General features: G+C 68.5%; 23 protein-coding genes. 17 read left to right on the forward strand and 6 right to left on the reverse strand.

Annotation, left to right across the window (positions count from 1 at the left end; all coding sequences use genetic code 11):
- Positions 1 to 268 precede the first annotated feature (268 nt).
- The 13 genes from EJC51_RS17990 to EJC51_RS18050 all read left to right on the forward strand — a co-directional run bounded on the left by EJC51_RS17990 (position 269) and on the right by EJC51_RS18050 (position 14,550).
- Complete coding sequence (locus EJC51_RS17990) at positions 269 to 1,822, forward strand: ATP-binding protein (protein ID WP_166682872.1); 1,554 nt, start codon at positions 269 to 271, stop codon at positions 1,820 to 1,822.
- Positions 1,823 to 1,910: 88 nt separating this feature from the next.
- Positions 1,911 to 2,387, forward strand: coding sequence for a roadblock/LC7 domain-containing protein (locus EJC51_RS17995; protein ID WP_166682873.1), 477 nt, complete (start codon positions 1,911 to 1,913; stop codon positions 2,385 to 2,387).
- Position 2,388: 1 nt separating this feature from the next.
- Complete coding sequence (locus EJC51_RS18000; protein WP_126272017.1) at positions 2,389 to 2,754, forward strand: DUF742 domain-containing protein; 366 nt, start codon at positions 2,389 to 2,391, stop codon at positions 2,752 to 2,754.
- Positions 2,735 to 3,364, forward strand: coding sequence for a GTP-binding protein (locus EJC51_RS18005; RefSeq protein WP_126272018.1), 630 nt, complete (start codon positions 2,735 to 2,737; stop codon positions 3,362 to 3,364). The genes EJC51_RS18000 and EJC51_RS18005 overlap by 20 nt, the downstream gene beginning before the upstream one ends.
- Positions 3,361 to 3,897, forward strand: coding sequence for a GAF domain-containing protein (locus tag EJC51_RS18010; protein WP_126272019.1), 537 nt, complete (start codon positions 3,361 to 3,363; stop codon positions 3,895 to 3,897). Before EJC51_RS18005 ends, EJC51_RS18010 begins: the two co-directional genes overlap by 4 nt.
- 58 nt (positions 3,898 to 3,955) lie before the next feature.
- Positions 3,956 to 5,194, forward strand: coding sequence for an acyl-CoA dehydrogenase family protein (locus EJC51_RS18015; protein WP_126272020.1), 1,239 nt, complete (start codon positions 3,956 to 3,958; stop codon positions 5,192 to 5,194).
- Positions 5,195 to 5,376: 182 nt separating this feature from the next.
- The gene (locus tag EJC51_RS18020; protein WP_126272021.1) at positions 5,377 to 5,802 is read left to right on the forward strand and encodes a hypothetical protein; all 426 of its coding nucleotides are present in this window, start codon (positions 5,377 to 5,379) and stop codon (positions 5,800 to 5,802) included.
- Between the two features lie 171 nt (positions 5,803 to 5,973).
- Positions 5,974 to 6,912, forward strand: coding sequence for a hypothetical protein (locus EJC51_RS18025; protein ID WP_126272022.1), 939 nt, complete (start codon positions 5,974 to 5,976; stop codon positions 6,910 to 6,912).
- Between the two features lie 90 nt (positions 6,913 to 7,002).
- On the forward strand, positions 7,003 to 7,896 hold the full coding sequence (locus EJC51_RS18030; protein WP_126272023.1) for an endonuclease/exonuclease/phosphatase family protein: 894 nt from the start codon (positions 7,003 to 7,005) through the stop codon (positions 7,894 to 7,896).
- Between the two features lie 151 nt (positions 7,897 to 8,047).
- Positions 8,048 to 10,396 (forward strand): DEAD/DEAH box helicase, encoded by a 2,349-nt coding sequence (locus tag EJC51_RS18035; protein ID WP_126272024.1) that lies wholly within the window; start codon positions 8,048 to 8,050, stop codon positions 10,394 to 10,396.
- Between the two features lie 415 nt (positions 10,397 to 10,811).
- On the forward strand, positions 10,812 to 12,713 hold the full coding sequence (locus EJC51_RS18040; protein ID WP_244362696.1) for an ABC transporter ATP-binding protein: 1,902 nt from the start codon (positions 10,812 to 10,814) through the stop codon (positions 12,711 to 12,713).
- Between the two features lie 153 nt (positions 12,714 to 12,866).
- Positions 12,867 to 13,709: an NUDIX hydrolase gene (locus tag EJC51_RS18045; RefSeq protein ID WP_425276840.1), complete on the forward strand. Its 843-nt coding sequence runs from the start codon at positions 12,867 to 12,869 to the stop codon at positions 13,707 to 13,709.
- Positions 13,710 to 13,902: 193 nt separating this feature from the next.
- Positions 13,903 to 14,550, forward strand: a complete 648-nt coding sequence (locus EJC51_RS18050; RefSeq protein WP_126272026.1) for a 2'-5' RNA ligase family protein — start codon at positions 13,903 to 13,905, stop codon at positions 14,548 to 14,550.
- Between the two features lie 137 nt (positions 14,551 to 14,687).
- Here EJC51_RS18050 and EJC51_RS18055 read toward each other — a convergent pair whose 3' ends face one another.
- Complete coding sequence (locus EJC51_RS18055) at positions 14,688 to 15,026, reverse strand: DUF6233 domain-containing protein (protein ID WP_126272027.1); 339 nt, start codon at positions 15,024 to 15,026, stop codon at positions 14,688 to 14,690.
- Between the two features lie 156 nt (positions 15,027 to 15,182).
- On the opposite strand from EJC51_RS18055, the gene EJC51_RS18060 reads away from it, so the two are divergent.
- The 3 genes from EJC51_RS18060 to EJC51_RS18070 all read left to right on the forward strand — a co-directional run bounded on the left by EJC51_RS18060 (position 15,183) and on the right by EJC51_RS18070 (position 17,824).
- Positions 15,183 to 16,628, forward strand: coding sequence for a restriction endonuclease (locus EJC51_RS18060; protein WP_126272028.1), 1,446 nt, complete (start codon positions 15,183 to 15,185; stop codon positions 16,626 to 16,628).
- A gap of 339 nt (positions 16,629 to 16,967) precedes the next feature.
- Complete coding sequence (locus EJC51_RS18065) at positions 16,968 to 17,411, forward strand: hypothetical protein (protein ID WP_126272029.1); 444 nt, start codon at positions 16,968 to 16,970, stop codon at positions 17,409 to 17,411.
- Complete coding sequence (locus EJC51_RS18070; protein ID WP_126272030.1) at positions 17,408 to 17,824, forward strand: hypothetical protein; 417 nt, start codon at positions 17,408 to 17,410, stop codon at positions 17,822 to 17,824. The genes EJC51_RS18065 and EJC51_RS18070 overlap by 4 nt, the downstream gene beginning before the upstream one ends.
- 102 nt (positions 17,825 to 17,926) lie before the next feature.
- On the opposite strand, the gene EJC51_RS18075 is transcribed toward EJC51_RS18070, so the two are convergent.
- A complete protein-coding gene (locus EJC51_RS18075) occupies positions 17,927 to 19,903 on the reverse strand; it encodes a hypothetical protein (protein WP_126272031.1) in 1,977 nt (658 codons plus the stop codon).
- Positions 19,904 to 20,099: 196 nt separating this feature from the next.
- Positions 20,100 to 20,693, reverse strand: coding sequence for a hypothetical protein (locus tag EJC51_RS18080; protein ID WP_126272032.1), 594 nt, complete (start codon positions 20,691 to 20,693; stop codon positions 20,100 to 20,102).
- 139 nt (positions 20,694 to 20,832) lie between these two features.
- Here EJC51_RS18080 and EJC51_RS18085 point away from each other — a divergent pair, with 139 nt between their 5' ends.
- A complete protein-coding gene (locus tag EJC51_RS18085) occupies positions 20,833 to 21,648 on the forward strand; it encodes an NUDIX hydrolase (RefSeq protein WP_126272033.1) in 816 nt (271 codons plus the stop codon).
- A gap of 76 nt (positions 21,649 to 21,724) precedes the next feature.
- Here the strand turns inward: EJC51_RS18085 and EJC51_RS18090 are convergent, their stop codons facing one another.
- The 3 genes from EJC51_RS18090 to EJC51_RS48710 are packed head-to-tail and all read right to left on the reverse strand — an operon-like array spanning position 21,725 to position 24,854.
- Entirely contained in the window at positions 21,725 to 23,140 is a 1,416-nt protein-coding gene (locus tag EJC51_RS18090) for an amidase family protein (RefSeq protein ID WP_126272034.1), read from the reverse strand.
- Positions 23,137 to 24,345 carry an MAB_1171c family putative transporter gene (locus EJC51_RS18095; protein WP_126272035.1) on the reverse strand — a complete coding sequence of 403 codons (1,209 nt, stop codon included), beginning with the start codon at positions 24,343 to 24,345 and terminating at the stop codon, positions 23,137 to 23,139. The genes EJC51_RS18090 and EJC51_RS18095 overlap by 4 nt, the downstream gene beginning before the upstream one ends.
- On the reverse strand, positions 24,342 to 24,854 hold the full coding sequence (locus EJC51_RS48710) for a hypothetical protein (RefSeq protein ID WP_244362697.1): 513 nt from the start codon (positions 24,852 to 24,854) through the stop codon (positions 24,342 to 24,344). Before EJC51_RS48710 ends, EJC51_RS18095 begins: the two co-directional genes overlap by 4 nt.
- Between the last annotated feature and the right edge of the window lie 27 nt (positions 24,855 to 24,881).

Genomic DNA, 24,881 nt, shown 5'->3' on the forward strand with positions numbered 1-24,881 from the left:
CCCGGGCCGTACGCCGCCTCCCCCGTCGGCTGCGGTCAGGCGCGCGTGCCCCGGCGGCCACTCACACCCAAATGCCGGCCTGCTCGCTGCGGTCCCCGCGCCCGGTGCGGGTGCGCTGCTCGCTCGTTGCCTGCCGGCCATTGCCTCTTCCCTGTCAGGACCACGTTCCGCGAGGTCACCAATGTCTGATCAGTCATGGCCACGACCCATCGGCCACCGACGTGGCCAGCGCCGACGTGCGCGCGGCGCCGAGCCGCTACGCACCGAGATGGGGCTGCGCCTGCGGCTGCGGCTTCTAGTGCTCGTGCCCGCCCTCTTCATCGCGGCGATCTTGTGTATGGCGGCTGCCGTCGGCACGACGGCACGCGTCCATGTAGATGGCTGGATCATCGGGGCGGTGGCAGCAGTCGCCGGCCTGGCCGTGCTGGTCTCCGCGGACTGGCTGGCCGTTCGCACGGCGGCTGAGCTGCACCGGCAGCGCAGCGAGTACAGCGATTCAGTGCATGGCTGGCTGCGGCACTTCCAGGCCGGCGTGGACGAGGGGCGCAAGAGCATCAGCGATGCTCTGCAGCAGATCGACCGGGGCGAGCGGCCTTCCCCTCCCGATTTCTCCACGGCACAGGCGAACCCCGACGGCAACCCGTGGAATGAAACCGAGGCCGCTCTGTTCCAGCTGCACGCAGAAACGTGGCGGGCGGTGGTGAACGGGCGGCAGACGGAACTGACGCAGGCGCTTGTCTATCTGGCCGGGGGCTTGACCCTGCTGCTCGTACGCGCGCTCGGCATCGTCACAGAGCTGACCAAGCAGGTCCAGGACCCGGACGTGCTGTATCGGGTGTTCGACGTCAACAACCTGCTCAAGCGCATGCGGCGGTCGGCCGGACGGCTGGCGGTTCTGGGTGGTGTGAAGGCGCGCACGCTGAACCAGCCGATCGGGCTGGTGGACCTGCTGCGCGGGGCGTCGGGGGAAATCGAGAAGTACGCCCGGGTCCGCATGCACACCTCCACCCTGGATGTGCAGGTACCGGGCTTCGCCGGTCCCGATCTGATCCACCTGCTGGCCGAGTTGGAGGAGAACGCCACTCTCTGTTCGCCTCCGGACAGCAAGGTCGTCGTGCGGGCGACGAGGGTCACCGCAGGTCTGGCCGTGGAGGTCGAGGACCGGGGCATAGGCATGGCCCAGGGTGAACTCGACCGATGCAACCGGATGTTGGCCGATCCCCAGGACACGGACCTGGCCGAGCAACTGGCCCAGCGCCAGACCGGCCTGCTTGTGGTGGCCAAACTCGCCCGCCGGTACGGCATCCAGGTACGGCTGCAGCGGAATCTCATGCACGGCGTCACGGCGCTCGTGGTGGTGCCGGACAAACTCCTGCTCTGGCAGAACGAGCCGGCGGCACCGTCACAGGCTCACGCATACGTTGCCTCAACACCGGTCCCGGCAGCGCAACTCACGGGGCGTCCCGGTCCTCGGCCGTCCGGCGGTCCTCGGCCCAGTCCTGCGGCCCCACTCCCAGCGGGGACGGCGCCACTGCCTTACCGTGACGCGCGGCCTACCTCTGGGCAGCGGCCCGTCGCCTCGACAGCGGCCACGGCAGCGCCGCCGCTCGGCGCAGCACCTGACGCTCGCCCCCGGTTGCCGCAGCGAACACCCCAGGCAACGGTGCATGAGCGTGCGGCGCCTGCCGAGCCAGAGGCCGCCCCCGTCCCACTCGCGCCGCCGGATCCGGCCTTCGTCAGCAATTTCACCCAGGGCGTGCATCGCGCGGAACAGGCCGCGGAAAACAGCGAAGCGCGACCCCCGAAGGGGAGCGCGAGCTGACCCTCGCAGTGCACCCCACACATCCTTCGTGCCTGGCTTCGCGCCTGGGCACCAGTCCGTACCGCGTACGGAGATACGGAGAATTGGAATGACCACCGACTCGAAGGCAGTCCAGCCGGATGTGGTTGTGGACGAGCTCCTCAACGACTTGGCCCAGTTGCCCGATGTGACGGGCGTCCTGCTCGGCTCGCAGGACGGCCTGCGGCTGGCTCACGCGGGACCGAGCATGGACGGCACAATGGCGGACCGCCTGGCCGCCGTGATCAACGGCCTGTACTCGATCGCTCACGGCGTCGACGACGGCGAGGGCCGTGTCGAACAGGTCCTCATCAGGAAGAGCAGCTTCCTGCTGTTCATCATGAGTGCCGGGAGCCCGCCGTCCGTAGTGGCGCGCAAAGCGGGACGCGACCCGAAAAAGGTCGAAAGCGTGCTGGGTGTGCTGACCAACACCCGCGCGGACGAAGGAGCCGTCGGTTTCGCGATGGTCGACCTGATCAAGCGGATGGGGGAATTGCTGGCCACAGAGGCACGCGTGGGCGAGGCCCCTTCCGGTGACGGCCAGTGAGATGGCGGCCGCAAGCAGCCCGGCCTGGACCGTCGAGGACACCGAGGCCCCCAGCCTCTATGTCCTGACCGGCGGCGAGACCAAACCCACGCACGACTTACAGATCGAGACGCTGCTGTGGGCTGAGGGAGAACCGCCCTCCGGCCAGCCGCCGGAAGCTGAACAGGCCATGGCGTTGTGCCGGGAGCAGCCCCTGGCCGTCGCTGAGATCGGCGCCCTGATCGGGTTGCCGTTCCAGATCACCAGGATCCTCATGTCCCGGCTGATCGACATCGGTGCGCTGAGTGCCGTGACCGCCGCAGGCTCCGCCGCCCTTCCCGACGTTGCTCTCCTGAAGGCCCTTCGCGATGGACTCCTCCAGCTCTGACCTCGGACTCTCACGCCCGCTCACCGGCGCGAGGCCCACCTCTGTCAAGATCGTCGTCGCCGGCGGGTTCGGCGTCGGCAAGACCACCTTTGTGGGCGCCGTCTCCGAGATCACCCCGCTGCGCACCGAGGCCGTGATGACGGCCGCCTCCGAGGGCGTGGACGACCTCACGCTGCTGCTCGACAAGAACGCGACCACCGTCGGCATGGACTTCGGCCGGATCACCTTCCCGCCGCTGAACACCGTGCTGATGCTGTTCGGCACCCCAGGGCAGACCCGGTTCTGGTTCATGTGGGACGAACTCACCCGAGGAGCCCTCGCCGCGGTTGTCCTCGTCGACACCCGCCGCCTCGACGAAAGCTTTCCCGCGGTCGACTACTTCGAGCGACGCGGCCTGCCCATCATCGTCGCAGTAAACGAGTTCGACGACGCCTGCCGCTACGACCCCGACGAAGTCTCAGCCGCTCTCGCCCTGCCGGCCACGGTCCCGGTCGTGCTGTGCGATGCCCGCAAGAGGGCGGACGCGGCCGGCGTACTCGCCCAGCTCATCGACCACGCACTCACCCGCCCACCTTCCCCTGCCACTGTCCTTCAAGGAGCACAACTGTGAACCCCCACGCTCCGTCCGGCCTCCTGTCCACCGTCGGCCACGACGTCGACTGGCAGAGCCACCTGCCCGAATTCTTCGACCCCACGGCTCCGCCCGTGGGCGCGTTCGACGCCTTCGCCCAACAGGTCGCCGCCGCGGCCGGCACCCCGTACGCCATGCTCAACTGGGTCGGCAACGAGCAGTTCTTCCTCGGTCTCGCCAACCCCTCCGGAGGCGAACTGCCCGTGGTGGGCCGCACCATGCCGCTGACCCACGGCTTTTGCCCGCACGTCGTCCAGCGCCGGGGCTCGCTGGTCCTGACCGACGTCCTCGACTTCGACGAGTTCGCCGGCAACCCGGTCGTCGACGAGATCGGGGTCCGCGTGTACGGGGGAGCCCCCCTCATCGACGAGCGCACGAACCATGTCTGGGGCACGGTCTGCGTGGTCGGCACCGAGCCGCGCGACCGCTCGGAAGGCCGCCCGCTGTGGACCCTCATCGACCACTACCGCGACCTGTTCATGACCGAGTTCTACCGGCGTACCAGCGCCTAGCAGCACCCGCGCGCCCGGCCGCACCACCCGCGACCACCACCCCGAGGGGGAGACAGCGATGCCCACGATGTCGTTCACGACTCCGGATCTCACGCCCGACTACGACGCCCTGGTCCAGCACTTCGACGAGTTCGCCGCCGCGGAAGTCGCCCCCCGAGTCCAGCGCATGGAGTCCTCCCCTCACTCCGTGGAACGCGACCTGGCCCTGCTCATGGCCGAACAGGGATGGTTCGGCGCCACAATCCCCCGCCAGTACGCCGGCATGCATGCGGGACATCTCGCCAAGACGCTCATGATCCAGAGCGTGTCGCGGGCCTCGGGCGCGGCCGGCGCCATCCTGCAGGCGAGCCAGCTGCCTATATCGATGATCATCCACTTCGGCAGCGACGAGCAGAAGGCCCTGCTGCTGCCCCAGATCTCCTCCGGAGACACCCTGCTGTCGATCGCGGTAACCGAAGAGGAGACCGGCAGTCATGTACTCGGTATGGAGACCACCGCCCGCCGCGACGGCAGCGACTGGATCATCGACGGCAGCAAGGTCCACATCGGCAACAGCCACATCGCGCACATTCACTGCGTGGTGGCCCGCACCGCCTCCGCCGAGACGGCCGGTTCCCGCGCTCTGACCGCCTTCCTCGTCGAACACGACCGCGACGGACTGACCGTCGAACGGCACCAGCCTGCCCTCGGCCTGCACGGCTTCAGTTTCGGCAAGCTCACCTTCGACGGCGTACGAATACCCGAGGCCAACGTGATCGGCGAAGTGGGCGACGGCAAAGACATCGCCTACAGCAGCAGCATCCTCTACGGCCGACCCAACCTCGCCGCGGTGTCCCTCGGCATCCACGAAGCGATCATGGAATGCGCGGCCAGCTTCCTTGAGGGACGCCGCCGTTACAACGGCACCCTCGCCGACCTTCCCGTCCTGCGTGACCGGATCGGTGCCATGAAGTCCCGGCTCATGGCCTGCCGCGAACTCGCACACCAGGCCGTACACATGCTCGACCACGGCCAGAGCTGCGACGGCGAACTCATCAACTCCAAGTACCTCAACCACAAATGGGCCGTCGAATCCGGCCAGGACGCCATGGAACTGCACGGCGCCCACGCCCTGCGCACGGACTACCCCCTCCAGCGGCTCTGGCGGGACGTCCAGCACACCTACTCGCCCGCCGGAACCGGCGAGGTCCAGCGCCAACGCCTGGCCGAAACCGAACTCGGCGAGCCTCCCGTCCAGTGGTCCGAACGACTCGCGGCCAAGACCTCGCTCTTCCTCCCGACCAGCACAGACGCCTGACGCCCGCGCCCTGAGCCTCGACACCCAAGTGCAGGAAATACCGACGGCCAACCTCCGGAACCTGCGCCCGGTCCAGGCTCCACCTCACGGGGCCTGCCGACAGCGCGGCTGGCCATGGAACAGATCGCCCGCCACGGCCCTTCGTTGCCCACCCCCCAACTCAACCGACACGGAGCCCCTCCATGACGAGCACAACTCCCGCCGTACGTACGGTCGATACGGATGTGTCGGCGCTGCTGGTCGAGGCGCGGCGGGAGCTGGACAGCATCGCTAACCGGGGCATCGTCTCCGCCCCGCGTGCCGTCGCCGACACGCTCACCACACTGGAGGAACTGGCCCCCACGCTGATCCCGCACGCCCGGGTTCTCGCCGCAACGCTCGGCGGAAAGGATCGGTCCGAGCTCGACGAGCTCATTGAGCGAATCGCGCGCCGCGCCGCCTCCCGGCCGCGGGCAGACCTCGCGTATGAGCATCTGCTGGTACTGATCAGCCAGTTGCAGGAGCTGCTGCGCCAGTTGGAGCGAGCACACGGCATCGCCTGTCGGCGCACCCGGGCTGGTGCCGCCGAGCGCCGCGCCAAACAAGACTCAGCCGGACCACAGACGTAGCGACCCGCACACGACTGTATTCATCCCCCGCCCGGTGTAGTTGCCGCCGGTCTCGCCCGTTTCGCGGACGAATGACACTGCTCGAGCCCGTGGGGCCAAGACCGCTCCCCGGCACGCCGGTGACACCCCATGTACCCAGCCGAAATCTCGACAACGCCCTCTGGGAAGGCCATGACTTCGAACCGGCGCATCAAGATCGTCAGCTGCAACTTCGAGCGCAACGGCGGCGGCGACCAAAGGAAATGGCTCGCCATGCACCAGCGGCTGGCCCAGCTGCACCCGACGATCCTGTGCCGGCAGGAGAACCCGGGTCACGCTGCCCGTGGAAGCGGCAGCAAGCTGTTCAACGCCTCCAAGCGCATCCTCGGCGGCCTCGAAGGGGATCTGGGCCCGAAGGCGGCCACTGCCCTCTACTACGATCCGGAGGTCTTCGAGCAGGTCACTCTCTGGGACACCGACTGGCCGAACTGGCTGTTGCCGCCCACTGCGATGACCCTCCGGGTGTGCGGCACCGACGACATCGACCTGGTGGCGGCCTGCGCGCACCTGTCCTACAACTCCCCCTCGCTCCGCCCGATCCAGGCCGAGGACGTCACCCGGTTCGCCGACAAGGTCGAGACCTGTCTGACGTCCGACGGCGAGGTGGAACGGAAGCTGCCGGTTCTCGCCCTCGGTATGGACTGCAACAGCTACATCGACCCCGACCGCCTCGTGCCCGGGGAATTGCCGATCCCCACCCTGGCGGAGATCAAGGATCCGCCGCACCGGGCGCACCGCTCCTATGAGATCGCCCCCGGCCGCCGGGTGATGGACTCCCGCCCTGACCGGATCCTGCTCGCCGCTGGCCTGGAGGACGCCGCACGGCACGCCGCTCTCCAGCCCGATGGTCCCGGTCTGGCCGCCGTCGCGCCCACCGTGGACGCGTGGGACACCCACGGGCCAGCCCACCGGGTCGACCGTGTCTACACCGCTGACTTCCTGCTGCCCGCCGTCGTGCACGCCGAGGTCGTCGACATGAAGGACCTGTCCGATCACCACACCGTGGTCGTGACCTACGACCTCGACACCGTCATCGAGATCTACCGCGACCGCTTCGGTCCCGCGGCCTGACGCGCCGGCACACCGGGCGCCATCCGCCTTCCCCTGCCGACCCGTCCGCGGCGCCCTGCGCCCACTCAGCTCGAACGCGAAGGAGCCCCCTTGACCTGCGACGGCACTGAACTGCGCGTGGCCTGCTGGAACCTTGAGCACAACGGAGGTGGCGGTCAACTGCGTCGTCTGGCGCACCGCGTCCTCGCCTCGTACCGGCCGCACATCGTCTTCCGGCAGGAACTGACGGGGGCCTGGGAGCACGGCAAACGCGCCTTGTTCGAGGAGGCGACCGCGCTCGGCGGCCTGTTCCCGTTCATGACGGCTCCACGCGAAGGCCGCAGTCGGAATCCGACCGGGGTGATGGTCGATCCGCAGCTGTTCGAGACGGTGGCCCATACCGATCACGATCTGCCGTGGAAGGCGATCTGCCACGTCCAGGTGCGCCTCAAGGGTTACCCCAAGACGCTTCATCTGGCGTCGGGCCACCTGTGCCACTTCGATCCCGACCTGCGCGCTACCGAAGCGCGTCGGCTCACCACCCTGGCCGACCACGGCCGCACCGCCCTGACGGGTATGGACGGCAACAGCTACCCCCACCGCAGTGCCGACGAGGTCTGCGAACCGCTTGTCTGGGCGGAAGTTGAGGATCCCGTCCACTTCCAGCACCGCACCATCGAGCGCGACGGCGTTCGCGTCAGCGACACGCGCCCGAGTGAAATCCTCACCGGCGGTCCGAAGGCCGTCTTCACCGACTTCGCCCACCACGCTGGCACCGCACTCCGGCAAAGCGGGGCGCTGGCCCCCACCGCCAGCCTGAAGCGCACGGACCAGGGCCCCCCGCAACGCATCGACTGGATCCTCGGCACCCCCGACTGGGCGCCGGCCCTTCGCCGGGTCGAGGTCATCGACACCGAAGACGTCCGACGGGTCACCGACCACGCGCTCGTCATCGCCACCTTCGACCTCGTCGCCGTGCAACACATCCTCAGCACCGCCGCATAACCGGGCCTGCGTGGCGCGAAGCGGCCCTGCCCTGCCCCAAAGCCCCGGCTGGTCTTCCTCCTGACGCGGCCGGACGGCGCGACGACACGCCACACCCGCTGCACGATCCCCCTCCGATCCCCCTCCGACGACACCGAGGAACCAACCGACCGTGAAGCAGCTCCAGACCCCTCCACCACTGTTTCCGCACCAGCAGGAGGCAGTGGACGTCCTGGCCAAGAGCCTGATCGACTACGGCCGGGTCACTGCGGTGATGGCGTGCGGGACGGGCAAGACCCGGGTGGGCGCGGAAGTCGCGGGCCAGATCGCCGAGACTGGTTCGCGGCACCGTCTGGTGGTCGTCCCCACCCTGGAACTGGTCCGGCAGACCATGTCGGAATGGGCATACCAGCTCGGCCGACAGCGGCTCGGCCGCATCGTCGCGGTCTGCTCGGACCGCGAGGTCCTCTCCGCCCAGCGCACCGGCCTTCAAGACGAACTCGACGGCACCGACGCCCAGGTCGCCAACGACGCCGCCCAGCTGGCCGGCCTCGCCAAAGGCCCCGGGCCGCTGACCGTCGCCTGCACCTACGCCAGCCTCCACATCCTGGCCCAGGCACAGGCACGCCACGGCATGGAGCCCCCGGACATCGCCGTGATCGACGAGGCCCACCGCACCGCGGGCGCCGCAACCAAAGCCTGGGCGGCCATCCACTACGACGGCACCATCACGGCGCGACGCCGTTTGTATCTCACCGCCACGCCCCGGATCCTCGACGGCGAGGGCGACGACGTCATCAGCATGGCGGACGAATGCCTGTACGGCCCGGTCGCCTACCGGCTGCCCTTCGCGACCGCCATCGAGCTCGGCCTACTGGCCCGCTACCGCCTCGTAGTACCCGTCGTCACCAGCAGCGAGGTCCACCAGCTCCTCGGCCGGGACGATGCATTCCTGCGCATCGGCAGAACCGCGGTGGCCGCCCCCATGCTCGCCAAGCAACTCGCTGTGCTGCGCGCCGCCCACGAGCACGGCATCCGGCGCATGATCACCTACCACGGCAGCATCGCCGAGGCGAGATGGTTCGCCGCCCTCCTGCCCCACGCCCACGCCCTCCTGCACCCCGACCAGCGCCCTCCCGCCCTAGCCGCCGAGCACGTTCACGGCAACCAAACCGTCGCCCAGCGACGAAAGGCGCTGGACCGGCTCGCCGGGCAGGAAGACGGCCTGGTCGTGGTCTCCAACGCCCGCGTCCTGTCGGAAGGAGTCGACGTCCCCGCCGTGGACGCGGTCTGCTTCCTCAGCCCGCGCAGCACGATCGACACCATCCAGGGCACCGGGCGGGCCATGCGGCTCAGCGACCGCAGCAAGCCCAAGACAGCGACCATCATGGTGCCGGTCTTCCTCCAAGAGGATCAGGACCCCGAAACCGCCCTGAGCTCCACTCCCTTCGGCCCCGTCTGGCAGACGGTGAGGGCCCTCGCCTCGCACGACGAGACGCTGCACCGGCAACTCGAAACCGCCCGCCGCTCCCTGGCCACCCCGGCCGCGGAGGGAAGGGTCCAGCTCGGCGCCGGTACCGAAGGAGAGCTGCCCGACTGGCTCTCCTTCACCGGTATCCCCGTGCCCCCGGACTTCGCCGACGCGATCACCGTGCGAACGGTTCGCGCGGCCACCACTGTCTGGCCCGAATACCTCCAGGCCGCCGAAACCTATCGGGCCGAGCATGGGGACCTCCGTGTCCACGAGGACTACCGCACCCCCACCGGACTGGGTCTGGGCCGCTGGATCGCGTACCTGCGCAAACTGCACCAGCTGGGTAAGCTCTCGCCTTCCCAGATCGAGGAATGGGAAGCCCTCGGGATGACATGGTCAGTTCCCGATCAGAAACTCCAGGAACTGATCCTCGAACTAAGGGAATTCAAGAAGGAACACGGCCACCTGGACGTCCCGAAGACCTACGTCGCCAAGAAAGGCGACCACACGTACACACTCGGCAACGTATGCGCCAGCCTGCGCACCTCCTACAGATCCGGCCAGGTGCCGGACGCCAAAGTCGAGGCACTCAACGCGGAGGGATTCATCTGGGACCGAGCCGCATACGTGTGGAATCAATTCATCTCGGACTGCCGCGAGTTCATGATCTGGAACGGCCATCTCGACATACCTCAGCGCCATGTCTTGCGCGGCAGGGCAATCGGACAGCAGGTCTCTGGATTCCGCTCCCACCCTGACCGCCTAACTTCTGAACAGTGCCGAGAACTCGACCACATCGGTTTCGTCTGGGACTCGCTGCAATTCCGTTGGGATCTGCACATCAAAGCAGTCACCGAGTTCAAGGCCGAGCACGGGCATCTGAACATCCCGAGCAGCTATGCCATCGAGAAGCCGGTCCTCCTGCGCCCCCGCAGCTGGATGAACACGTGCGTCCAGAAGTATCGGCAGGGAAAGCTCAAACCGGAGCGGCACCAACAACTTGTGACCCTCGGGTTAGCTTTCCCCGACCCGAAAAGGGGCCAGTGACCGGTGAAGACCTCCGATGCGTGTTCGCCTATGCCCACCCCGCCGACGCCCTGCGCTGATCAAACCGTTCCGAACCCGGTCGCGCCCCGAACGTGCCGTCATCCCACTCGACTCACGGGCCACATCCGTATCGGCTGTCTGCGTTTCGGCCACCGCCACCATCTGGTGAGCCCGCCCGTATCAACGGTTGGCGGCTTGCGAGCCGCGAGATTGGGCGGGCGGGGATACGACTCAAACACGCGCGTTCGAAGCCGGGCGTCGCGTCGTTGTTCCGGTCATCATCAGCCATCCCCCAAGTCGGTGCTGGAGGTACCCAGTTGCCCGTAGTTCAGGCAGCCCCGAATGATTCCCCAACGGCCCCACGGCCGTTGTTGTGTGCCTCGCGGTTTACGAACAGGGCGAGAGGAGGTTTCCGGTGAGCGCCGAACCCACATCCCCAGCGACTGATGCTGCGGCGCCGCGCCGGTTGCCGCCTCCGCCGCCCGCCGAGCTGCGCTACGGCGGCCGGTACGCCAAGAACCCCCTGACCGACGCGTCGTTCGCGAAGATGTGCCGACGGCTTCCCTCGGTGCTGGCGCAGACCGCGCGGATGGCCTGGGCGATCGACCGGCGAGCCGTGCTGCTGCTGGCGGGCTGTCAGCTGGCCATCGGCGTCAGCGCGGCCGTACTGCTCACCGCAACCTCCCGCGCGATGCGCTGGATCCTCGCCGACGGTGAAGTGGCCGATCGGCTCCACCAGGCGCTGCCAGCCCTGCTGGTCATCGCCTGCGCCTCGGCGGCCGGGCGGGTGGCGACCGCCCTGTCCTCGTACGCCGACGGCCGGATCACCCCGCGGTTGACCACCGAGTCCGACTGCGCCCTGGTGGCGGCGGTGTGCCGGATGGAGGCCGCCGCCAGAGCGGAGGACGGCTGCGCGGACCGGCAGGAAGCGGCGGAGATGGGGGTGGTCCGCAGCCACGTGATGGTGCAGGACGCCACCCGGTTCACCGCCGCCGTCGTGCGCATGGTCAGCGCGAGCGGGGTGCTCTCGGTACTGCACCCGCTGCTATTGCCGCTGCTGCTGCTCGCCGTCGTCCCCGCCGGCGTGGGGGCCGTCCTGCACGCCCGTGTCAACTACGAGACCCACTACGCCAACGTGGGCGACCGCAACGTCCGGCAGAACCTGCGCGGCTGGGCGACCAGCCTGAAATTCACCGACGAGATCCGCGCCAACGGCATGACCTCGTACCTGGTGTTCTGGTACCGGTCGATCTCGGAACGGATCGACTCGCGCACCCTCGCCGCGGCACCGAAGATGCTGCGGATCGTGCTGGTCAGTTCGGCGATCGGCGGCATCTTCCTCGTCGCAACCTGGGCGGGACTAGCCTGGCTGGCGGGCAGCGGACGGATCGCACCGTCCATCGCCGCGACCGCGGTCATCGCCGTGCAGACCGCACTTGCCGCCCTCAGCCAGCTCGTCATCTACGGCGCAGCCATGTTCCACACCTCCCTCTACCTCGCGGACATGGGCGGTTTCCTCGACTACGCCGCCGAACGCGCCCCCAACCGGGGCGAGTTCACGCCGAGCAGGCCGGTGGAAGAGATCCGCCTCGACGAAGTCGTCTACCGGTATCCGGGCAAGGACACCCCAGCCGTGGCGGGAGTGTCGCTGGCGGTGCACAGCGGCGAGATCCTCGCCGTGGTCGGCGAGAACGGCTCCGGGAAGTCCACCCTCACCCGGCTGCTCGCCGCGATCTTCCTCGCCGACAAGGGCATCGTCGCCTGGAACGGCCGCGACGTCGCCGACCTCGATCCCGACAGTCTCTGGGACCTGTCGGGGCTGGTGCCGCAGAACTTCGCGCAGTGGCCGCTGTCCGTCCGCGACAACATCACCCTCGGCCAGCCCCGCGAAGTGGGCGATCACCTGGTGTGGCGGGCCCTGGAGGAGGTCGGGCTGCGAGACGCCGTCGAGGAGCTGCCCGACGGCCTGGACACCCTGCTGGCCCGGGAGCTGTGGGGCGGGACGGAACTGTCGGGCGGGCAGTGGCAGCGTCTAGCGTGCGCGCGGGCGCTGTACCGCAGGTCAAGCCTGCTGATCCTGGACGAGCCGACCAGCCAGATGGATGCCCGCGGGGAGCACGCCATCCTCGAAGAGATCAAGACCATCGCGGCCGGACGGATCACGATCGTCGTGACCCACCAGCTGGTCAACACCAAGATCGCCGACCGGATCATCGTGATGGAACACGGCCGGATCGCCGAACACGGAACGTACGACGAACTCGCCCACGGCGGTGGCCTGTTCGCCGAGCTTCTGGCCCTGTCCACCGACCGCTGACCCAATTACGCCGTCGTCGCGCCCTGGCCCCGGGGCGCGACGACCCCACCCCTTGCCCGCCGTACGGATGGAGGATTCCGTGACCGCACCAGCTCTCACGACGACCACTGCGGCGCGCTGATCGTCAGCGCGGACGGCTACTACCTGCTGCATCTGCGGGACGCCAACAAAAACATCTGCAGCGCCGGACAGTGGTCGCTGCCCGGAGGCCATCCCGAGCCCGGCGAAAGCCTCGACGACACGATCGCCCGCGAACTGATGGAAGAGGCCGGCCTGCACATCCCCGACCTCGTCCCGCTCGCCGTCGTCGAGGACACAGACGCCGACGACCGGCCCACCAGCCGGGTCCAGGTGTACACCGGGACGTGGGACGGCGACCCCGCCCTGCTGCCTCTCACCGAGGGGATCATGCTGCGCTTCACCGATGCCGAACAGATCCCGTATCTGACCATGGACCCCGGCGCCACGGCCGTCATCCGCCACCACCAGGAGGGCCCACGCCCAGACGGTGATGCCCCCGACGCGTTGCCGCTGCTGCGCCTACGCGATGCTGGCACGAAGACGGTGCCGAACGTTATCGGCGTCCATCTGTACCTGGAACGGGACGGCACGATCCTGCTCGGGTTGCGGCATCCCGACTCTGCCTACGCGCCCCTGGAGCACCATTTCCTGGCCGGTCACTGCGAACGGGAATCCGCCATCGCCTGCCTGGTCCGGGAGGCTTGGGAGGAGGCCGGGTTGGTGATCAAGGCTGAGGACGTCGAATTCGTGCACGCCGTCCACCTCGTCGACGCTCCCGGCGCGCAGCCGCGCCTCCAGCTGGTCTTCCGGGCCCGAACCTGGCAGGGCGAACCCCAGGTCCTGGAGCCGGACAAGTGCCTCAGCTGGAGCTGGTGGCCCGCCGACACCCTCCCCGAGCCCACCGTCGCCTACACCCGGGCCGCCATCGACGGTATCCGGCACGGACGCCCCTACACAGAACTCGGCTGGGCCTGATCCCTACCCCCTAATTCCCTCACCGTCCAGGGCGGGAAGACCACCTCCATGCCCACCCCCACCCGCATCCCTCACCACCGCAGCCGTGGACAAGATCTCGGCCGCTGCCTGAGACACAGCACTTCATGACCAACGCCCCCGTGCACCACGTCCACAAGATCCGTCGCCGCCCCGCCGTACAAGGAGCACACCGTTGCAGCCCTTCACCCCCTCCTTCCGGCACCAGGACTGGGAATCTGGCGTTGGAGCCCTTCACCTCTACGTCCTTCCCGACCCTGCCGTCGACGCCGATCTCTTCACCCTTATCTCGGAGTGCCGTACGGTCCTGCACGACTATCCCGTCTGGCGCCTGCCCGACGACCTGGTGCACATCACCGTCGAGATGGACGCCTACGCGCCCAGCACCGGCATCAGCACCGACGAGCGGGCTCGTCTCATCGCCGCACTGAAAGCCAGGCTGACCGGCATTGAACCGTTCACCGTCCTATGCGGTTCCCCTATCGCCAATCGCACCGGAGCCATCCTCGACACCTATCCCGACCTGGGCCTTAGCGCGTTGCGCAACTTGGTGCGCAACGCCCTGTGGGAGGTACACGACAGGCCAGCCATCTCCGACAGCGGTGGCCGCGGGCACGCGTCACTCGGCTACGCCTACGGCAATGCCGACTCTGACCCACTCCAGAGTGCCCTACGCAAGATCACTCCCAGTCATGCCCCGCTGACCGTGTCGCACCTTGACCTTCTCGACGTGCGCTGGACAGCCCACCCGGCACCGGGCGACAGCGTCCGCTGGAAGATGAGCTGGGACCCCATCGCGCGCCTTCCTCTGGGAACCGCTTGATTTCATCCCGCTCTCAGAACGTCAACGCCCAATGACCACAAGTTCACGCCCGCCCTGGCGAGCCCGCGGGTGGGCCTGGCCAGCCAGGTTGTCTGCAGCGGGAACGCCAGTCGGCGGCGTGGGACGGCGAGGACATGTCAGAAGCCCAGATCCGTATCAGGACGGCAGAATCCGCACGGTTCCACGTGGTTCTGCAGGGCCTCCACCACCTGCTCCTTACTCGCCGGATGACAGCGCCCGCTCTTCGCCGCCGCCCAGCAGTCCCCTCGGTGCACTACGTCCACGTTCCGCCGGTTGAGCCCGTACTGGATCAGCCATTCCGGCTCCGGCGGGCGACGCTCCTCTCGCCGGAGCCGCTCATTCTCACGCCGCTCCTCGTCCGCGATCCACCTGCGCGTGCGCTCAAGATCCCGTACCTGTACTCGTTCCAGGAAGCGCAGTACATCGAGACGGGTAAGCGGAAGAGGATCGTTCACGTGTTCGATTCTATTCGACCCGTCCGACCGGTGGCACGCGAACCAAGCCGCCACGGGGAGACCGAGCATGGTCGTTGCCACTGGGCGTCCGACGAGGACCTCGACTTGTGCAACTCTGCCTCCGACCGTTTGTGATGGCCGGAGGAATGGGCGACGATGCCACGGGGACCTCTGTCGGCGGACTTCAAGCGCATGCGGGCCCTGACGAACGCGCACCAGCGGGGCCGGAAGTTCGAGCAGCTGCTGGAGCGGCTCTTTCAGCAGGCGCACTTCCGTGTCGACCGTGATGCGGGGATCGCGGCGCCACGGCAGACAGACCTCGTGGCCCGCTACGGCGACGTGTGGTACCTGATCGAGGCGAAGTGGCAGAACGCCCCGGCCGACGTGGACGTTTTCGACGCCGTCCTCCGGCGGTTGCAGAGGGCGGCATCGTCGCAGGTCGTCGGTGTGATCGTGAGCGTGTCGGGGTTCACGGACACTGTGATCGAGGAGGCGGCGAAGTGCCGCGGGCAGGAGCTGGTGCTCCTTCTCGGTGAGGAGGAGCTGGCCGAGGTGCTTGCCGCGCCTGCGTGCCTGGCGGGGCTGCTGCACCGCAAGCGGGAGCACCTCGTCACCCACGGCCGCGTGCAACTGGCCGCCGGCGCCAAGCCCCGGCGGCGCAGGCGGCGCCCCTCCAGTGACCTGCCCGCTTCCGATCTCAGGCTGCTCGGCACCGACCTCGCCCCGCTCACGTACGTGGCGGGCGTCGGAGGCTTCACCGACCTGGTGTTCATCCAGGAGCTGCCGGACGTGGACTGGGTGCCAGCCGACGGGAGCGGAGTGTGTCTGGATCTGCCGATCGGCGCCTTCGACGAGAACGGGCTCGCCGACCTCCTGTATGCCCTGACGTCGCTGGGCTGGACCACCTCCCAGCCGCAGTGGGCGATCCAGCAGGCCACCCGCAACTGGCACGGCGTGGGCGCCCGCGAATTCCTCGACACGCTGCGAGCCTGGAAGGAGCGCTACGACGGCCTGGACGAGGACGATGTGCACCACACCGAAAAGGTGACCTACGTCGACACCTTCCAAGACGGAGGCTTTTACACACTGGCCGCAGACGTCGCCAGCCACCCCTCACGCATGGTCCAGCACTGCAACGTGTCGTTCCAGCTCACCGGCATCCCGCTGGACACCCAACCGCTCCGTCACGTCTTCGAGCAGTTCGACGCCCTCGGCACCGGCTACTTCCGGCCTATGACGGCGAAGGCCGTCACGCGGGACTGGCTCCCGGAGCCACTTCCGCTGGAAGTCCTCGGCTACCTCGTCTCCCACGACCCGTTCCCATTCGACGAGTTAGATCTGGCCGAGGACGAAGCCGCTGACCTGCCCAAGCCTCCCGACGAATGGGTGATCGGAATCGTGGCCAAGAACCCCTTCCGGGATCAGGATGTGGCGTCCGCCCCGGACGGCTGGCCGGGCGAGCTCGAGTCCAGCAGCATCATCGTGTGCAGCCTGCGCAGTCACCACCCGCTGTACGAGATCCCCGACGGCTACCGCCTGTACACATGGGAGCAGGCCCGCACAACGGACGCGCGTGTCCTCCGCCCCGTCGCCGACTGGTGATCGATCGCGTTGACCAACCCGAGGGAGCACCACAAGACCCGGCCGGCCGGAATGCCGTGGGGCAGGCACGGTCTCTTGTTCTCTCCCCCTGGCAGAGTCCGGATGCATCCGTCGGCGGAGGAGGCTACGGCGTGGTGCGGTTCGTTGGCCGGGTGCAGTCCAGCTGTCATGGGCAGTAGGGGCGGATCACTTCGCAGGTGGGCGAGGGTCTACGGTGGCCGTGGTGATGCGAACGTCGATACAGTTCGGCGGGGTTGTCGCGCCAACTGCGCTCAGGAGAAGGGGAATACGGGTGGAGAGCACTTTCCCGTCGCAGCTGAGTCATGTGCGGGGGCACCGGTGACGATGTCCCCGGCTCAGTGGGCAGCCGCTTTTGACTACCTCGAAGCCGTACTCCTGCAGGACGCGCCGAAAGCCGCATCAAGCGCCCGGATCCTGGCCGCGCCTGGACAGATCGCCTCCACGATCGCCGACATGGCCGACGAGCTGATTCCGGCCCTCTTGAGCCAGGCATTCCAGATCAGCGACACCATGAGCGAGGCCGAGCTCCACACGGCTCAGGAGACGATGGCCGACGACCGCGGAGCGCAGGCGTCAGCGCTGGTCCAAATGGCTCTGCGTGCGTGGGCCGACGACAACCCGACCGACACCGAGGCCCAGGACCTTGCCCTGGTGCTGCTGGGCTGGCTACAGCTGATGGCGGGAGCACCCCCCGGCGACCACGAACAGGCCCTGCTGATGCTCGGGGCGGCCCGGCACACCATCCAGGGAGGAACGCCGTGAACCGCGACGAGCTGCTTCAGTCCGTCGACTACCTGGAGGCCGTCGTCCGCCAGGACGCGCCCCGGCTGGCGCAGATCCGGGCGAGCGTGGTGCCGCCGGTCACCCCCGACTGGGTCGCGGCCGGCTTCGCCCTGCACTGGATCGCGTCCGTCGGCCAGGTCCCCGACGCCACGATGTCCGTACTCACCGATCTGCGCCGTCCCGCCCCGATCGCAGGCACACTCGACGATCGGTTGATGACGCTGTACGGCCAGACGCTGCTCCACTGGGCCCGTCACCGCGGCAACCGGGACGACGACGCCGTCGCCCGGCAGGTCCTCGGACTGATCCGCGCCACCCAGAACACCGACGATGCCGGAGTCCTCGCACTGCTCGCCGCTATCCGCAACGTCCCGCAGGCCACGACCCCGTAAGCCCCGGACCCGTGATGCCACAAGCACCGTCATGCGTGCTGTGGCACCGAGGCGGTTTCAGTGATCACCGGGCGGCAATGCGGTGATGTCGCCTCTCGCGGGTCAGGTGGTGGGAACCACAGCCCGCATGATCACGCCGAGGGTGGCCCAGTCGACCAGCGCATCACCTGGCAGACGGGAGGAGAGCAGGTCCGCGACACGATGGACCTGCACTGCTCCTGCCGCGGCGGTGCCATCGCAAGCCTCGTGCCGGGCCTTGAGCTCCTCGCACTCGTCATCGGTCAACTCCAGGTAGCAGGTGCGGCGCTGGGCGGCAAGGAGAGCGGTCTCCGGCCGGTTGTCCAGAGAACGGAGCCGGGCCCGGTCGATGACGAGGCCAAGTTCGCGGGCCACCGCTAGCACGCCCTGGTCTTGGTGCTCTTCGCTGTTTTGGAAGGGATTAGCGAAGTCCGCGGTCGGCAGGCGCAGGGGGAACCTCGTCGGCGCGGTGATCGGCGGAGGGGCACCGAGGCTGAGGGTGTGGCGCAGGAGGACGACCTCACTGTCGGTCCATACCGGGTGCCGGCGAAAGGCGATGAGGCTGAGCACGTCGCCCCGGCCGACGACCAACTCCTCGGTGACGAGATCGTCGGGGTGCCTCACCTGTGCGGTGATCGCCCACCAGGAGGCTTCTCCGGGACGGCAGGGATCCTCGGGCGCCCAGTCGATCGTTGCGGCATCGAGCAGCCGTCCGGCCTGGCGCAGGGCATCCCGCCATTGGTGATAGCCGAAGTTGCGTACGACGGGGAGCCGTACCTGGCGCTCCCCGCCTTGACGAGGCCGGCCGCGGTCGAGGCGCTTGAGCACGGCGGCGGCAGCATCGGCCGGAGTCGATGCCACAGGGACGGCGCGCTGCCCCGCCCACCGGCGGGTTACCTCGTCAGGCGTGGCCACCTGCAGGATCAGACGGTCACTGGCCCCTTCAAGATCAAATACCGGTGCGGGCTCGTGGAGAGCACCGGGACCGGGGACCGGTGCGCGCGTGCTGATGATCTCATCAGCCCATGCGTAGGCGTCGCGAAGCCACTGCTCCTGTTCGTCGGAGGGCATCTGGCCGTCGGGCTGGTGGGGGACGAGCACGACAAGCCGGTCCGCTTCCTGCCAGCCGTCCTTGAGCACCGTGATCACGCTGTGCTGCCAGGACGCCTCGGGTTCTGGGCCGGCCAGCAGCACGCAGGCGCCCCAGTCCATGGGCATGGGCTGGCCTGCGTACACCACGGTGAAGTGCCGGTCCCACTGCGGCAAGGGCATCACATCGGCCGGGGCAATGTTCGCCCTGCCGTAACGGTCATCGAAGCTGATCGTGAACGAGGCCGGCGGCTCAGAGCACGCCCGCTGCTCGTCATCGACGCTCCAGGTGACCGCGTTCAGCCGACCACTGCGCCCCTTGTGCACACCGCCGGTCACCAGCACCTCGCAGTACAGGGGTGGCGCGCCGCTGGCCGGCAGAAGCAGTCTGTCGAGGAACTGGATAAGACGCTGCACGCTGTGCTCGAACACGGTCTTGCCCGACGCCACATAGCCGCCGTCGCGGCCCATCGCGTCATGGGCCGTGAGTTCCTCCGAGGTGAGGGTGTCCTCGAAGGGGGTGCCGTGGGGTGCCTGCAGGGCGGCCCACCGGCGCCAGATCCGGCCTTCCAGCGGGGCGGGGGCTGCAAAAGCGCCACGGTCCCGGATGACGGCCTCGATCTCGTGAGTGAACACATCTTCCAAGTCCGGGCTGCCGGTGAAGTTTCCGTGCTCATCGACGAGGGCGTCGATCCGGATTCGGGTCGACTCTTTCCTCGCGTCCGCCACCGTGGTGGCGACGTGGTCCAGGGGGCCGGGCAGAAGGTCGGCCAGCGTCTGGCGCAACTTCTGGGTATCGCCGAGCCGGTAGCGCACGGACCACAGGGAGATGTCCTCGATCGCGGTGCCGTCCTCGCCGGCTACCAGTGCAAGGGTCAACGCGAGGACGTCCCGCTCGCTGCCATCCAGCGCGTGCTGCTGCAGGGCTCGCGCATACGCCGCTTCCCAGTGCGGTACAAGGCTGTTCGGCATGTTGAGATCCTATCCAGCAGGCAACTGCCCATCCCCCTGGCTGAGATGAAGCTGCAGCCCCACGATGCCCGGGGACGGGCCCCAGCGGCCAACGCACCCTGCCGCTGAGCGGGTGCGTTTGCGGCACTGCTATAGAAGGGGACGGCCTCCATCCACCGGCTGCGCCGAATGGACCGGGGTGTGGAGTGAGTTCGCGTCAGTACTCGACGTCCCCGCTCACCGCGGCCATCATCGTGGACCGCACCGCCCCCAGAAAGTTCCAGGCTGGCCCCATCTCCTCCCACAACGAACGGCGAGGAGGCTCCTTCTCCCAGGCAGCAGCGATGTCGAACCGAAGCCGGGCCGCCACGTCCTTTGCTGCCGCCCCTGAGTACCGGGTGCGGTAGCCGATCTCCTGTGCGGTCGGCTCCGGCAAGGTGGTTTGCTCCCAGGCGGCCAGGACCGCGTCCGCGTGCCGCACGACTGGCTGCGCGCCCCGGACGTACAGGTCAATCAACTCGGTCATCGGTGAGTCGGCGGCCAGGCGCTCACGCCACCGGGGGAGGAAATCCTCCCGCAGCAGGGTGATCTCCTCGGCCAGGACGGCGACATTCTCCGTGTGCAGGTGCAGCGTCCACGGCTTCGCGCTCGTATCCCGTGGAAAGCCCGGGCGCTCCGCCTCCTCCAGCCTCTGAACCAGCTGGAAGAACTCCGCACCGCACTCGACTTCCTCAGCGGTGGGCCGCCATTCGTACCGGTTGAGCGAATGCGCGATCTCGCTCACCCTGCGCTGGTCGAGGGTCTGGGTCATGGCCGCTACCGTATGAGCGACGCCGTCATGCTGCCAACACCGGCCCCGGCCGCATGGATGGGCTGCAGGAGCCGACTCAGCCTCCACAGATCACCCGACAGGTCGTGGCGGAACTGGCGGGGCATTAGGGTCCCTGGGCATGAACAGTGACGGCCGATGGCACAAGCGGGGCAGCCGGACCCTCTTCGCCGGTGGACCAAACAACCGAATCCGCCTCGCGGTGGATGACGCCGTACGGCCCGACGGCGCTACCGTCGCGTACCCGCACGTCGCCGCGCCCGATTCCGTCAGGGTTCTCGCCGTCCACCGCGGCCAGGTGGCGATGGTCACCCAGCACCACTACCTGCACGGCTCGATTACCGACCTGCCAGGGGGACTCGTCGACGAGGGCGAAGCACCTGAGGACGCCGCTCGACGTGAGCTCGCCGAGGAGGCAGGGCTACAGGCCACGTGGCTGTTTTCGCTCGGTGCGGTGGCCACTGCACGCGCCACGAGCACCGAGAAGGCCCATCTCTATCTGGCTCACGGCTGCACGCCCGGTCCCACCTCCCAGGACGCTGGTGAGTCTGTTCGGGCGCACTGGTCCTCGTGGCACGAGCTGGCCGAGCCCGACGTCACCGCGTTGCAGGCCGTCATGCCCTTTCCTCTCGGCGACGCCGCGTCGCTCGCCGCCGTGCAGCGCAACGGCGTGGCCCTACGAGCAATCGGAGGGACACTCCCGACACGCGGGGACGACCTCCTTGCCTCAGCCTGGGCGGCCTACACAGTGGCTGCACTGCGTGACCCCATCGCTGACGATCGGCTGAGCCTCGTCTGGCTGGACCTCGCCATTGGCGGCTTCGCCGAAGGCGCAGTGATTCTGACCGAGCTGGAAGCGGCCTACGAAGGTCTAGACAACGAACAGGCATGGGAGCACGCCGCACAGCAGTTCTGGTCCCTCGCCCAAGGAGTGTGACCGCGGCTCTCGACGGACGAGGGCGACTTCGCATCGCCGACGGTCCCGAACGACAGCCGTGGTCTCACGCCCGTGTCTACTCGAAGCTGCGAAGCAACGCCGCGAGCCGTTCCGCCACCGCCAGCAGGACACGGTCCGCGTACGGACGGCCGATGATCTGGACACCGATCGGCAGCCCCTGGGCGGTCATGGTCACGGGCACGACGAGGCTGGGCAGGCCGATGTGGCTGGTGAGGTTGGCCCAGCCGGTCTGGTCGAAGAAGCTCCGCTCTTCCTCGTCAACGTGGAGGGTGCGGCTACCTGCCGGGATCGCGGCGGTGGGTGCGGCTGGTGTGACGAGGACGTCGTACTCCGTGAAGAATCGCTGCCAGTCCGATCGGAGCCGGGCGCGTTCTTCGTTCGCGCGAAGCCAGGAGCGGTGGGTCTGGGTCCGGAGTCGGAGGACGGTCGCGCGAGGGCTGGAGTCGTCGTCCTGCAGTTCTCGTGCGGCAGCGAGTTCGCCAGCAGCGGTCTCGTGGTCGGTGGTGGCCGTGGCGGTGGCGTGCAGGAGCTGTTCGAACAGGCGCATGGAGTCGGCGAAGCCAACGGGTCCGGGGGTGTCGCAGACCTGGGCTCCGGCCTCGATCAGGGCTTCTTGAAGGGTGTTGAGGGCCTGGGCGGTCTCCCGGTCGACGGAGCAGTGCGGGTCGTCGGCCCAGATCGCGATGCGCAGGCGTTCGACGCTCCTGTCGTCCGTCGGCAAGTCTACGCGCCAGGGGGTGCTCTCGGCGGGGGCTGGAGTGGTCAGGGCGCTGAGTAGCAGGTCGAGGTCGCGGGGGTGGCGGGCCAGAGGGCCCGGGGTGACCATGTCGCTGCTGGTGAGCCAGCCCGGTGGCCGGGGGACGTGGCCGCGGGCCGGGACGAGTCCATGGGTGGGGCGCAGCCCGTAGACGCCGCAGTAGTGGGCGGGCAGGCGGAGTGAGCCGGCGAGGTCGCTGCCGAGGTCGGCGGGGGTGAGGTGGGCGGCGACCGCGGCGGCGGGGCCGCCGGAGGAGCCGCCGACCGTGCAGGTCGGGTCGTGCGGGTTGAGGGTCGCCCCGAAGAGCGGGTTGTCGGTGTGGAGGTCCTGGCAGTACGCGGGGGTGTTGGTCTTACCCATGATCACCGCGCCTTGGTGGCGCAGGCGGGCGACCGCGTCGGCATCCCGGTCGGGAATGTGATGCTGAAGCTCCTGGGCACCGCTGGTGGTGCGGAGTCCGGCCGTTTCGAGGCTGTCCTTGATGGTGATCGGAAGGCCGTCGAGAATCCCAGCGTCCCCGCTGCGGGCTCGGCGTTCGTCGGCGGCGTGGGCCGCCTGCCGGGCCGCGTCGTCGTCGCGAGTGACGACGGCGTTGACAGTGCTGGCGTCGATCCGGTCGAGGTGGAGATCGAGCAGCTCGCGGCTGGAGATCTCGCGGCTCTCCAAGGCGCGGAGTTGGACGTGCGCGGGCTGAAGGATCAGATCGCTCGTCATGCGGAGGCTCGCTCGGGGTGGGGGGTGCGGGCGGGTTCGCGAGGAAGGTGACGGGCCACAGCGAGGAGGGCGTCGATGTCGTCCATCGGGCTGCTGGTCTGGCGATCGGCGTCAGCGAAGTCGGTGAGCCGGTCGGAGCAGGGGCGTTTGCTGGCCGCGCGGGCGGCGATGCCGGCGAGGATCTGGTCGGCGGTGACAGCCGCGTTCAGTTCGTTGCCGTGGAGCCCGTTCGTCCGGTGGTGTGCTTCGCTGCTCTCGCGGACGCCGGTGTCGAGGTATTCGCGGATCACGAAGCGGCCGTCGCGGATCTCGACCGCCCGCCGGTAGAGCTTGATGCCGATGCCGCGGAAGCGGCGGCGCTGGGCGGCATCAATCCGGTCGATCGGCAGCGCGATCTCGGGTGCCTCGCTGTAGAAGGCCAGCCACAGGGGCAGCAGGCCGCGGTGGCTACGGTGCTGCTTGATCCGGTACCGGATGCTCTGGGCCTGGTCGGTGATCGTGGGCACCAGCCAGCCGATGAGGGTGAGCATGGCGCCGACGTCGCCGCAGGTCCAGGCGAAGTTCTCCCAGCCGGCGAGGGAGATCCCGAAGGCGGGGGCGATGACGTTGCCGGTCCGCACGCCGCTGTAGCCGAAGGTGACGACGGCGCCCAGGGCGACGATCCGCAGACCGACGCGGACGGCGGTGCGCTTGCTGCGCCGGGCCAGGCGCCAGCAGCCGCGGGCGAGGAGCACCTCGCCGATCGTGTACGCGGTGACGTACAGGGTGAGGTAGGCGGCGTACACGTTGTCGTGCGCGTAGTACAGCGTGAAGTCGATCGGCCTGGGCGCGCTGGGCGTCAGCAGGGCGAACAGCACCAGCAGTCCCGCGATCACTGCGAGACCGGCGCCGAGCCAGGCCCGCGCTCTCCGGCGGGCGATGTCGGGGGGCGATCCCCAGTAGGTGAGGACGACCTGCTGGCAGGCGATCAGCATGATCACACAGCCCTGGGCCAGGGGGACGGAAACGTTCACGGTGCCCAGGACACGGTCGAGGTAGTTCCACATCGGGGTGATGGAGAACAGGAACGACAGGCCCGAGAGCAGGAACACGGCGGCGAGGGCCGTGGTGGCGGGGTCGCGGCGCCGGGTGGGGAGATCCCGCAGGAGGCAGAGGAATCCCAGGACGGCGACCACGAGGCTGATCGGGTGGAGCAGGTCCTTCATCGCCGGGCCTCCCGCCGGCGCAGCAGGGTGTGCGTGACGCGGTCCTGGACCTCGTCGCCGGAGGACTCGTCGCTGCGCAGCCACCGGTCGATGTTGCGACGCTGGAGGAGCGAGGCGAGGAGTTCGGTCTCGCGCTCCTCCTCCTCGTCGTACTTGGTCCGCCCGAGCATCATCTGCACGGTGGCCGGATCCAGAGTGGTCAGGAGCGCCGGTGCCAGGGCGGACAGCGGGCGGGTCTCGTGGTGCCCGAGGAACAGGTGCATGAACTCGTGAGCGATGATCTGGTCCTGATGCAAGCGGCTGGTGCGCGGGTCGTAGAACACGTAGATGACGTCCGCGAGGACGGCACACGCCCCGCAGACCGACGGCGCCTGCTCCTGTGCCTGCAGGACCACCTCGCGGCCCGTACGGCGAGAGACCTCGTCCCGCAGATCGCGGATGTTCGTGACGTCGGGAAGTTCCAGCGCGGCCAGGGGATCATCCTGGCGCCACCTACTCGTGGACCACATTATCATTCCTTGATCATTTCCTGAACT

Source organism: Streptomyces aquilus, from assembly GCF_003955715.1.
Classification (GTDB): domain Bacteria; phylum Actinomycetota; class Actinomycetes; order Streptomycetales; family Streptomycetaceae; genus Streptomyces; species Streptomyces aquilus.

Excerpts from the sequence above, each read along its gene's own strand:
- EJC51_RS18090 (WP_126272034.1), bottom strand. The coding sequence starts at position 23,140 with ATGACGAGCGATCTGATCCTTCAGCCCGCGCACGTCCAACTCCGCGCC.
- EJC51_RS18060 (WP_126272028.1), top strand. The coding sequence starts at position 15,183 with ATGCCACGGGGACCTCTGTCGGCGGACTTCAAGCGCATGCGGGCCCTG.
- EJC51_RS17990 (WP_166682872.1), top strand. The coding sequence starts at position 269 with ATGGGGCTGCGCCTGCGGCTGCGGCTTCTAGTGCTCGTGCCCGCCCTC.
- EJC51_RS18025 (WP_126272022.1), top strand. The coding sequence starts at position 5,974 with ATGACTTCGAACCGGCGCATCAAGATCGTCAGCTGCAACTTCGAGCGC.
- EJC51_RS18075 (WP_126272031.1), bottom strand. The coding sequence starts at position 19,903 with ATGCCGAACAGCCTTGTACCGCACTGGGAAGCGGCGTATGCGCGAGCC.
- EJC51_RS18085 (WP_126272033.1), top strand. The coding sequence starts at position 20,833 with ATGAACAGTGACGGCCGATGGCACAAGCGGGGCAGCCGGACCCTCTTC.
- EJC51_RS18015 (WP_126272020.1), top strand. The coding sequence starts at position 3,956 with ATGCCCACGATGTCGTTCACGACTCCGGATCTCACGCCCGACTACGAC.
- EJC51_RS17995 (WP_166682873.1), top strand. The coding sequence starts at position 1,911 with ATGACCACCGACTCGAAGGCAGTCCAGCCGGATGTGGTTGTGGACGAG.
- EJC51_RS18095 (WP_126272035.1), bottom strand. The coding sequence starts at position 24,345 with ATGAAGGACCTGCTCCACCCGATCAGCCTCGTGGTCGCCGTCCTGGGA.
- EJC51_RS18020 (WP_126272021.1), top strand. The coding sequence starts at position 5,377 with ATGACGAGCACAACTCCCGCCGTACGTACGGTCGATACGGATGTGTCG.
- EJC51_RS18000 (WP_126272017.1), top strand. The coding sequence starts at position 2,389 with ATGGCGGCCGCAAGCAGCCCGGCCTGGACCGTCGAGGACACCGAGGCC.
- EJC51_RS18005 (WP_126272018.1), top strand. The coding sequence starts at position 2,735 with ATGGACTCCTCCAGCTCTGACCTCGGACTCTCACGCCCGCTCACCGGC.
- EJC51_RS18080 (WP_126272032.1), bottom strand. The coding sequence starts at position 20,693 with ATGACCCAGACCCTCGACCAGCGCAGGGTGAGCGAGATCGCGCATTCG.
- EJC51_RS48710 (WP_244362697.1), bottom strand. The coding sequence starts at position 24,854 with ATGTGGTCCACGAGTAGGTGGCGCCAGGATGATCCCCTGGCCGCGCTG.